The 6,172-nt window shown below is 71.0% G+C and carries 6 protein-coding genes; 3 read left to right on the forward strand and 3 right to left on the reverse strand.

Features of this window, described 5'->3' with window-relative positions:
• Positions 1–284 precede the first annotated feature (284 nt).
• A complete protein-coding gene (locus BL253_RS31575; RefSeq protein WP_076820950.1) occupies positions 285–1,064 on the forward strand; it encodes a FadR/GntR family transcriptional regulator in 780 nt (259 codons plus the stop codon).
• A gap of 119 nt (positions 1,065–1,183) precedes the next feature.
• On the opposite strand, the gene BL253_RS31580 is transcribed toward BL253_RS31575, so the two are convergent.
• The 3 genes from BL253_RS31580 to BL253_RS31590 all read right to left on the reverse strand — a co-directional run bounded on the left by BL253_RS31580 (position 1,184) and on the right by BL253_RS31590 (position 4,460).
• Positions 1,184–2,716 carry an acyl-CoA synthetase gene (locus BL253_RS31580; protein WP_076820951.1) on the reverse strand — a complete coding sequence of 511 codons (1,533 nt, stop codon included), beginning with the start codon at positions 2,714–2,716 and terminating at the stop codon, positions 1,184–1,186.
• 243 nt (positions 2,717–2,959) lie between these two features.
• Positions 2,960–3,631 carry a PaaI family thioesterase gene (locus BL253_RS31585; RefSeq protein WP_076820952.1) on the reverse strand — a complete coding sequence of 224 codons (672 nt, stop codon included), beginning with the start codon at positions 3,629–3,631 and terminating at the stop codon, positions 2,960–2,962.
• An 88-nt stretch (positions 3,632–3,719) separates the two neighbouring features.
• Positions 3,720–4,460 (reverse strand): TetR/AcrR family transcriptional regulator, encoded by a 741-nt coding sequence (locus BL253_RS31590; RefSeq protein ID WP_076820953.1) that lies wholly within the window; start codon positions 4,458–4,460, stop codon positions 3,720–3,722.
• Positions 4,461–4,851: 391 nt separating this feature from the next.
• On the opposite strand from BL253_RS31590, the gene BL253_RS31595 reads away from it, so the two are divergent.
• Together BL253_RS31595 and BL253_RS44910 are read left to right on the forward strand one after the other, a co-directional pair.
• A complete protein-coding gene (locus BL253_RS31595) occupies positions 4,852–5,349 on the forward strand; it encodes a lipocalin family protein (RefSeq protein ID WP_274535280.1) in 498 nt (165 codons plus the stop codon).
• A gap of 462 nt (positions 5,350–5,811) precedes the next feature.
• A complete protein-coding gene (locus BL253_RS44910; protein ID WP_274535279.1) occupies positions 5,812–5,937 on the forward strand; it encodes a hypothetical protein in 126 nt (41 codons plus the stop codon).
• Positions 5,938–6,172 lie beyond the last annotated feature (235 nt).

A 6,172-nucleotide genomic window follows, 5' to 3' on the forward strand; every position in this document is an offset into this window, starting at 1 on the left:
GCGGGACGTCATCGTGGGTGAGGCGTTCCGGCTCGTCGAACGGTCGCGGCACTCGTTCGCACTATGCGCCGTGGTGCGCGGGTGCCCCAGTAGGCTGGACGCTACGGCGGGCCTCGCCCGTCCCGTGGCATGGGCCGCGAAGAGCGCCTGGACACATCGACGAACGCATCGAGTCGACGGACGCATCGAGTCGACGGACGCATCGAGCAGTGCCAGTGCCCCGGTCAGTACCGCATACAGGACCGTCCGGCGGCTGCAGGCGGCCGACGGAGAGAAGGTCGATCGTGGTGGCGGAGCCGAGACGGGCGCGCGGGACCAGCCGGCCTCCTCTCCGCGAGAAGCCACAGCAGATCGCCGACGAGCTTCGGGGCCTCATCGTGCGGGGCGAGCTGGCGGACGGCGAGCTGCTCGGGCGCGAGCCCGAGCTGGTGGAGCGCTTCGGCGTCTCGCGCCCGTCACTGCGCGAGGCGCTGCGCATTCTCGAGGCCGAGGGCCTGATCTCGGTCAAGCGCGGCGTGCTCGGCGGGGTCGTCATCCATCGCCCGGATGAGCGCCTGACCGCCCGCACGGCGGCGATCCTGCTCCAGGCGCGCAACGTGCCGCTCGCGGACGTCTATGACGCTCGCGGCATGGTGGAGCCCGTCGCCGCGCGGCTCGTGGCGTCGTCGCGTTCCCGCCGAGCCGCGGCCGCCGAGCTGCGGCGGCTCATCGCCGAGCAGCTGGAGGCGGTCGACGACCCCGAGGCGTTCGGCGAGGCCAACGCGCGCTTCCACGCCCGCCTCGTCGAGCTGGCCGGGAACCAGACGCTGAGCCTCGTGGCCGAGATGCTCAAGGAGATCGTCGCCCGGGCCGTCGCGGCGGTCAGCCAGCCCGACGACGGCAAGGACACCGGGGCCGTCCGGATGCGTGGCCTGCGCTCCCAGGCGAGGCTCGCGTCGCTCATCGAGGCCGGTGAGGCGACCGAGGCCGAGGCCCACTGGGCCGAGCACATGAAGGTCGTCGGGCGGGTGCTGCTCGCGCAGCGCGCGAAGACCGTCATCGACCTGATGCAGCACGACTACTGATCCCCTGATCCGCTGATTGCCCAGCCCACCCGCTGATTCCTCAGCACGACCACTGAACGACCAGTAGGACGACCGAGGGAGCAGCCACACCGGCTAAAGGACCAGTACCGACCGAAAGATCAGGCGCTGACCTCGGGCGGCAGGAGCCGGCGGGCGATCTTGCCGGTGGGCAGGCGAGGGAGCTCGGCGAGGAAGCGGACCGAGCGGGGCGCCTTGAAGCGGGCGATGCGGGCCCGGCAGAAGTCGATGATCTCCGCTTCCAGCGCGGCGGGATCCGCCGGCGGGTAGGTCGCCGGTTGGACGACGGCGCGGACGGACTCGCCGAGGTCGGCGTCCGGGACGCCGATCACGGTGACGTCGACGAGATCGGGGTGCTGGATCAGGGCGTCCTCGATCTCGCGCGGGTAGATGTTGACGCCACCCGAGACGATCATGTTCGTGGCGCGGTCGGTGAGGTAGAGGTAGCCGTCCTCGTCTACGTGGCCGATCTCGCCGTAGGTGGCCCAGCCGCGGTCATCGAACACCGACGAGGTCTTCTCCGGGTCGCCGTGGTACTCGAAGCGTCGCGCGGGCTCGAAGTACACCCGCCCGTCGGTGCCCGCCGCGACCTCCGCGCCCCGCTCGTCGACGATGTKGACCGCGCCCTGCATCGAGCGGCCGACGGAGCCCGGGTGAGCCAGCCATTCCTCGGGACCGATGTAGCAGAAGCCGACGCCCTCGCTACCGGCGTAGTACTCGTGGATGACCGGGCCGAGCCAGCCGAGCGCGGCCCGCTTGACCTCGACGGGGCAGGGCGCCGCGGCGTGGACGAGAACCTTCAGGCTGGACAGGTCATAGCGGTTCCGCTCCTGTTCGGGGAGCTTCAGCAGCCGGACGAGGTGCGTCGGGACGACCTGGGCGAGGGTGACCTTGTGGCGCTCGATCGTCTTCAGGAACTCGACCGGCTCGAACCGCGGGCCGACGACGACCGTGCCGCCTATCCGGTGCACGGCGGCGGCCCAGCCCGATGGCGCCGCGTGGTAGAGCGGCGACGGGCTGAAGTACACGGTGGACTCGTCGCCGCCGAACAGGTGGCGGACCATGGCCGTGAACCCCGTGGGCACGCCGACCGGGCCGCCGACCTGCGTCGGCTTGATCCCCTTGGGACGGCCCGTGGTGCCCGACGAGTAGAACATCCAGTTGCCCTCGGCCTCGTCGTCGAGCGCAGATGTCGGCTGGCCGGCGACGACCTGCTCGTAGGGCTCGAACCCCTCGATCCGCCCGCCGACCACCAGCCGGAGCTTCGCGGCCACCTCACCGAGCCCGGCGACGACGTCGGAGCAGCCCGCGGACGCCACGAGGGCGGCGGCGCCGCAGTCGGCGATGATGTACGCCGCCTCGGCCGCGGAGAGATGCCAGTTGATCGGCGTGACCAGCAGGCCGGAACGCAGCCCGGCCCAGACGACCTCGAAGTACTCGGCCCGGTTCTCCATCAGCACGGCGACGTTGTCGCCGGTCCTCAGGCCCGCCGCGCGGAAGGCGTGCGCGAGCCGGTTCGACCGCGCGTCCAGCTCGGCGTAGGTGATCGTGGTGTCGCCGACGATGACCGCGGGCCGGTCAGGCGCGGACGCGGCGAACCGTTTCGGGTGCTCGATCTGCTGCTCGGTCTGCATGGCACTCCCACGAGAGACGGGGGGCGAGGTCTTACGAGGTTCGTCCTGTCACTGAAGCAGCAGCCGTGTGACCGGCGCCACCCATAGCTCCGCCGGCCGCCACCGCCGCCGGTTGTCACCGCTGTCGGCCGCTACCGCCGCCGGCTGTCACCGCCGCCGGCTGTCACCGCCGCCGGCTGTCACCGCCGCCGGCTGTCACCGCCGCCGCCGGCCGTCGTCACGGCGTCCGGTGCGAAGCTGTCGTCATGGCACCCGGCGCGGGGATACGGCCGGCAGCCGGGAGCGTTGGCCGCGGGCGGCGTCCACCCGCGCGTCACACAACACCACGTCCCCGGACAGGAGCCGGCCCGCCGAATGGATACGCGTCCCCTCCACCGTCCGGGTCAGCTCAAAGCTCAGATCGGTGAGCAACGGCGTCGGCCGCCGGTAGCGCAGCTCTAGACCAGCCGTCTTGCCCGCCTCGCCGACCTCGCAGTTGTGATGCTGGATCGCCGCGTCGAAGAACAGCGCGAGGAAGCCGCCGTGGACGAGGCCGGGCGGGCCTTCGTACACGACCGGAAAGTTCACGGTGCCGGTCGCGCGGCTCCCGTCCACATCGATCGTGTACTCCGGGAAGCAGGCGTTGAACGCCCCGATGTGCCGGGAGTGATCGACATACGCCCGCCCGTCGCCGTCCGCCGCGGGACCGACCCTGGGCGCCGGGTCCGCGGGCACGCGCCGCGACAGCGCCCGTTCCGCGCGGTCCAGCGCGCCGAGGAGCTCATCGAGGGCGGGATCGGGGCGCTCGAGCGCGAGGACGAGACCGGCGACGCGACGCAGCCGCGCCGCGGTGTCGGCCGCCTCGGGCAGCGGCTCCACGCCGAACGTCCACCGGCCCGTCTCCTCGACAAGCGCGGCCGGGACACGACCGTCCATCACAGGCTCCTCATCAGCGCCCCGGGGCTTCTCATTGCGGCGATGCTAGCCAGCAGACCGATTAACGTCTAGATGTATCCGAACGCCCTCAGGGAGTCRCATCCTCTCGTGCCGCACGGATGACGGCTGATTCTCGGACGAGTTCGCGGGTGTAGCCGGCGAGGACGGTACGTACGTCGTCCAGGTACCGGTCGAGCGCCGGCCCGGCGTCGACGGCGGCGAGGATGAGTGCCGCCGTGACCGTCATGTAGGTGCGGGCGGCCTGAATCCGGCGATCGGGCGGCAGGTCAGGCGCGTGTCGGGCGATGTAGCGCTCAAGGTAGGCGATCCACTGCCCGGTCTCGCCGGGTGGCTCGCGCAGGGTGGTCGCGAGCAGGCCCCTGGCTCCCGGCAGGTCGACGAGCACTCGACGCAGCGTGCCGACGAACTGGTCGATGGATTCGTCTATGCCCGCCGTCGAGTCGGYGTCGAGGCCGTCCAGTCCGGCCGATCCGGCCGGTCCCGCCGGCCCCGCGGGGGTGAGCGTCGGGGCGCCGGTCGCGGGGCTGTCGCCCGGCGCGGCGTCCCCGGTCAGCAGCGCGGGCTCGACGGCGTGGCGAATCCGGTCGATCCAGCGGGCGGTGAGGGTCTCCGTCAGGGCGCTCTTGTTCGCGAAGAACCGGTAGACCGAGCCGATCGAGACTCCGGCCCGCTCGGCGATCGCGTTCATGGTCGTCGCCTCGACGCCGACCTCGTCGAACAGCGCGCCGGCGGCCTCGAGGATCCGTTCGAGGGTGGCGGCGCTGCGGGCCTGCTGCGCCTGCGCGCGCACCCCGACGTCGCGCGGCATCTGCGTCCTCTCGGTAGAAGTGATGACAGGCTTGAAACATGAGGGCATCCTCACTTATTGTTCCACACGACGAGGGAGGGGGCTCGCGGACGGGCGTCGCGGGACGCTCGCCACACAGACCCATCCGAACCAAGAACCTGGTTCTCGAGTCCGCGCCGACGGTGGGACGTCGAGGGTGACACGTGGTCGTGGCGGTGGCCTCAGCCGCGAGGCGCGCTCCAGCCCGACGCCGCGACCCCCAAGGCCGCCTGACGAGATGACGACGTTTCCACCGACACGACGAGGAACAAAAGAACAGACGGCCCGCGCCCCGAACGGTGCCGAGTGACGCCGGCGCCCAGAGCCGCGCCGAGCGCCGAAACTCCGAAATTTTACAAACAGCGTCACCGGTATCGCCTGGCAGGATCACCAGTGGGGTCATTTCGCTCCCGGTACCGGCGGCTGGGACTGGTTCAGTATCCAGCTCTCGAACAACACCCAGTACATGCTGTACTACCTCAAGAACGCGAGTGGGCAGATCGTCCAGACCGTCGGCACCCTGGTCAAGGCCGATGGCAGCACGACCGACCTGAACCCGTCCCTGGTCACCGAGACGCCGTTGGGTACCTGGACAAGCCCGCACACCGGACACGTCTTCGACCAGAAATGGCGGGTCACCGTACCCGGCGGCACGCTGACCATCACGCCCCAGCTCGCCGACCAGGAGCTGTACGTCCCGGTGATCGCGAACGCGACCACCGGTTCCTACTGGGAGGGCTCGTCCGCCGTCACCGGCACCATCAACGGCCAGGCCGTGACCGGGCAGGCCTACGCCGAGCTGACCCCGACCTTCGACATGTTCACCAAGGGCTTCATCTTCGACGCGATCAGGCAGGCGCTCGGGCTGTAGCCGCTGTTCCGGAGGCCGTCCGCATGGGCCATCGGACATCCGCCGCGGGCGGCCGACCCACGGCCATGACGACCTGAGGAGGCGGGGCGGGGCGAGACGGAGACCAATACCGCGGGCACCGTGCCCGCGCCAGTCGCTCCGCTCGCCCCGTCCCGTCCGGTTCGCCCTGTCCACATGAAGGCGGACGAATTCCGCGTGAGGCCGGCGGCCGGGTCATCCAGCTCCGCGGCGGGTCCGGGCTCCGGTTGGAGAACTCCGCCCGCCCCGTCCCGCCCGGCCCCGACGCGGATGGACGGGGGGCTGCCGGTTGTCGTCTGGCGGCGGCGTGTGCCACCGTCCGCCTCGGGGTTCGCCCGGCGCTGGTGTCCCGGTGCCGGTGCCGGGGTCCTGGCGGCCGCCGCGCAGTGGTTGCCGCGCGGGATCGGCCGCCTCCGCTCCCCGATGCTGAGAGGAAGACCAGCGGTGCTCATTCCTTTTGACGACTATCCGGTCCACCAGACCGCGCTGCCGCTCGCGCACGCCGGCGACGGCCACCCTGATGCGATGAAGGAGCGGGGCCTCCGCTCCTTGGTGACGGCCCCCGGGTAGGCCGGGGGTTGTTGCCATCGTCACTGGACGAGGAGGCCCCTGTGACTCAAGGGTACGAGGGTTCGCAGGTAGTCGGTATTGATCTGCATCGTCGCCGGAGTGTGGTGGTGCGGATGACGCCGGAAGGTGTTCCGCTCTCGACGGTCCGGATCGCCAACGATCCGGAGACGTTGGCGGCGGAGGTCGCGAAGGCGGGTGCGCACGCCGAGGTGGTGTTGGAGGCGACCTACGGCTG

The organism is Pseudofrankia asymbiotica (assembly GCF_001983105.1).
Taxonomy (GTDB): domain Bacteria; phylum Actinomycetota; class Actinomycetes; order Frankiales; family Frankiaceae; genus Pseudofrankia; species Pseudofrankia asymbiotica.

What these genes read in the sequence shown, in the direction of transcription:
- BL253_RS31585 (WP_076820952.1), bottom strand. Translation starts at nt 3,631, where the DNA reads ATGGACGGTCGTGTCCCGGCCGCGCTTGTCGAGGAGACGGGCCGGTGG.